1 protein-coding gene is annotated in these 3,884 nt (G+C 78.9%); it reads right to left on the bottom strand.

Going from position 1 to position 3,884, the window contains the following annotated elements; genetic code table 11:
- A partial coding sequence (locus tag GQS09_RS27465) for an SDR family NAD(P)-dependent oxidoreductase (RefSeq protein ID WP_165990228.1) occupies positions 1-3,884 on the bottom strand: 3,884 nt, incomplete at both ends.

Here is a 3,884-nt window from a genome sequence, read left to right as displayed (position 1 = left end):
GGCGGACCAGCGTGCGCAGCAGCGGGGGCGCGGAGGCGGCCCGCTCCGGGTCGCGCAGCGCGGCCGGGTCCCACTCGGCGGGCACCAGCAGCGCCCGGTCGGTGCGCAGCGCGGCGTCGAACAGCTCCATGCCGCGGGCGGCGGTCAGCGGCAGCACGCCGTTGCGGGCCCAGCGCGCCAGGTCGGTGCCGGACAGCGAGCCGGTCATGGCGGAACCGGTCTCCCACAGGCCCCAGGCCAGTGAGACCGCGGGCAGGCCCCGGGCGCGGCGGTGGTGCGCCAGGGCGTCCAGATACAGGTTGGCGGCGGCGTAGTTGGCCTGGCCCGGGTTGCCGGTGATCCCGGCCACCGAGGAGAACAGCACGAACGCCGACAGCGGGGCGTCCAGGGTGAGTTCGTGCAGGTGCAGGGCGGCCTCCGCCTTGGGGCGCAGCACCCGCGCCACGCTCTCGGGGGTGAGGTTGCGCAGCGTGGCGTCGTCCAGCACCCCGGCGGTGTGGATCACGCCGGTCAGCGGGTGGTCCGCCGGGATCGCCGCCAGCAGCCCGGCGAGCGCGGTGCGGTCGGCCGCGTCGCAGGCGGCGACGGTGACCCGGGCCCCGGCGGCGGTGAGCTCCGCGGCGAGTCCGGCGGCGCCCTCGGCGTCCGGGCCGCGGCGGCTGGTGAGCAGCAGGTGCCGCACGCCGTGCCGGGCGACCAAGTGGCGGGCGAGCACCCGGCCCAGGCCGCCGGTGCCGCCGGTGATCAGCACGGTGCCCTCGGGGTCGAACACCGGGGCGCCGGACCCGGCAGGCGCGGCAGGGGCGGCAGGGGCGCGGTCCAGGCGCGGCGCGCACAGTCGGCCGTCGCGCAGCGCGAGGGGCAGTTCGCCGCCGAGCGCGGCACCGAGCGCCCGCGCCGTGGGGGGCGGGGCCCCCTCGGCGGGATCGGCGTCCAGCAGGGCGAACCGGCCGGGGTGTTCGTTCCGGGCGGTGAGCAGCAGGCCGCGTACCGCGGCGCCGGCCAGGTCGGGCACGTCCTGGCCGGGGGCGGTGGCCACCGCCCCCCGGGTGACCAGCAGGACGCGGGTCCCGGCCAGGCGTTCGTCGGCCAGCACCCACTGGAGGAGCTCCAGCGTGGCACGGACCGCCTCACCGGCCGCGTCCGGCCCGGCGTCCGGGCCCTCGGGGGCGGACCGGACCAGGGCCAGTACGGCCGGGGCGGGCCGGCCGGCGGCGAGGGCGGTCTCCAGCGACGCGGTGTCCGGGTGGGCGGTGACCGGAATCCGGTCCGCGGCGAGGGCGGCGACCAGGCCCGTCCGGTCCTCCCCGAGCACCGCCCACGGGCCCTCGGGGAGCGGGAGCCCGCCGGTGTCCGGCACCGGCTGCCAGGTCATCCGGCACAGCCCGTCGGGCCGGGCGGTACCGGGGGCGGCGAGCCGCTCCGCGGGCAGCGGCCGGAGCACCACGGAGTCGATGGTCAGCACCGGCTGCCCGGCGGGGTCGGTGGCGGTCAGCGAGGCGCTGTCCGGGCCGGCCGGGGTCCACCGGACGCGCAGTGAGGTGGCGCCCGAGGCGTGCAGGGCGACTCCGCCGAAGGAGAACGGCAGCCGCAGCCCGGACGGTTCCGGCCCGTCCGGCCCTTCGGCCCCGTCCGGCCCGGCGACCAGGAACAGGTGCAGGGCGGCGTCCAGCAGGGCCGGGTGCAGCCCGAAACGGGCGGCGTCGGCGTGCCAGTCCTCCGCCAGTTCCACCTCGGCGTACCGTTCCTCGCCGTGCTNCGGGTGCAGCCCGAAACGGGCGGCGTCGGCGTGCCAGTCCTCCGCCAGTTCCACCTCGGCGTACCGTTCCTCGCCGTGCTGCCAGGCCGCGCGCAGGCCGCGGAAGGCCGGGCCGTAGTCGTAGCCGCGGTCGGCCAGCCGCTCGTAGCGGTCCGCGCCGGACAGCGGCCGGGCACCCGGCGGGGGCCAGGCCGCCTGGCCGGCCGAAGGGTCCGGCGCCGGGGCGGCGGGCTCCGGGCGTTCCGCGGCGAGGACGCCGGAGGCGTGCCGGGTCCACGGCTCCGGCCCGCCGTCAGGTCCGTCCCCGGCCGCCTCCGGGCGGGAATGCACGGTCACCGGGCGGGCGCCGGAGCCGTCCGGGGCTCCCACGGTCACCCGGAGCCACACCCCGCCCTGGTCCGGAACGGTCAGCGGCTCCTCCAGCACCACCTCGCGCAGCAGGCCGCAGCCGACCCGGTCGCCGGCCGCCACCGCCAGCTCCACCAGCGCGGCGCCCGGCAGCAGCACGGTGCCGGCGACCGCGTGGTCGGCCAGCCAGGGGTGGGTCTGGAGGGAGAGCCGGCCGGTGAGCAGCAGCCCGCCGTCCTCCGGCAGGCCGGTCATGCCGCCGAGCAGCGGGTGGCCGGCGGGGGCCAGTCCGAGCCCGGCCGCGTCGGCTCCGGCGGCCGGGGTGGCCAGCCAGTGGCGGCGGCGCTGGAAGGGGTAGGTCGGCAGTTCGGTGCGGCGGGCGCCGGTGCCCCGGAACACCGCGGCCCAGTCGACGTCCACGCCGTGGCAGTGGGCCTCGGCGAGCGAGGTGAGCAGGCGGCGGGTCTCGTCCTCGCGGCGCCGCAGGGTGCCCAGCGCGGTGGCCTCCGCACCCGCCTCCTCGATGGCCGCCCGGACCCCGACGGTGAGCACCGGGTGCGGGCCGACCTCGATGAACACCCGGTGGCCGGCGGCCAGCAGGGTGCCGACGGCCTCCTCGAACCGCACGGTCTCGCGCAGGTTGCGGTACCAGTACCCGGCGTCCATGGCGCTGCCGTCGGGCAGCATCCCGCCGGTGAGGGAGGAACACAGCGGGACGGTTCCCGGGCCGGGCCGGATGTCCGCCAGCAGGCGGGCCAGCTCGTCCCGGATCTCCTCCACGTGGGCCGAGTGGGAGGCGTAGTCGACGTCCACCCGGCGGGCCCGCACCTCCTCGCGGGCGCACCGGGCGAGGAACTCGTCAAGGGCCTGCGGATCGCCGGAGACCACCACGTGGGCGGGGCCGTTGACGGCGGCCACCGAGAGCCGGCCCGGCCAGGCGGCCAGGGCGTCGCGCACCCAGGCGGCGGAGCGGGACACCGAGACCATGCCGCCGCGGCCGGAGAGCACGTGCAGGGCGCGGCTGCGCAGCGCCACCACCCGGGCGGCGTCCTCCAGGGAGAGCGCCCCGGCCACGCAGGCGGCGGCGATCTCGCCCTGCGAATGCCCCACCACGGCCGCCGGTTCGACGCCGCACGCCCGCCAGACCTCGGCCAGTGACACCATCACGGCCCACAGCACGGGCTGCACCACGTCCACCCGGTCCAGGTCCGGCGCCCCCTCGGCACCCCGGATCACCTCCGGCAGGCTCCAGTCCACCAGGGGTTCCAGGGCGGCCGCGCACTCGGCCATGCGCCGGGCGAAGACCGGCGAGGACTCCAGCAGGCCGGCCGCCATGCCCGCCCACTGGGTGCCCTGGCCGGGGAAGACGAACACCGGCCGGGAGGACGCCAGGGCCGTCCCGGTGACCGTGCCGGGGGCGGCGCCGCCCTCCGCCAGGGCGGCCAGACCGGCTTCCAGTTCCTCCCGTCCGGCCGCCACCAGGGCGGCCCGGTGGCCGAACCGGGCCCGGTCCAGGGCGAGTGAGCGGCCCACGTCGGCGGCCGGGACGCCGGGCCGGGCGCGCAGGTGGTCCAGCAGCCGGGCGGCCTGGGCGCGCAGCGCCTCCTCGGTCCGGGCGGAGAGCACCACCGGCACCGGGGGCGTGCCGGGGAAGACCGCGGCTTCCGGCGGGGCGGTGCCGTCACCGGGTTCGGGGGTGGGGTGGGGTGGTTGTTCGAGGATGAGGTGGGCGTTGGTGCCGCTGATGCCGAAGGAGGAGATGGCGGCGCGGCGGGGG

Origin of the sequence: Streptomyces sp. YIM 98790, assembly GCF_011421595.1 — a bacterium.
GTDB lineage: Bacteria > Actinomycetota > Actinomycetes > Streptomycetales > Streptomycetaceae > Streptomyces.
Note: the sequence above shows the minus strand (reverse complement) of the source record. Positions and strands in the feature narration are given on the sequence as shown.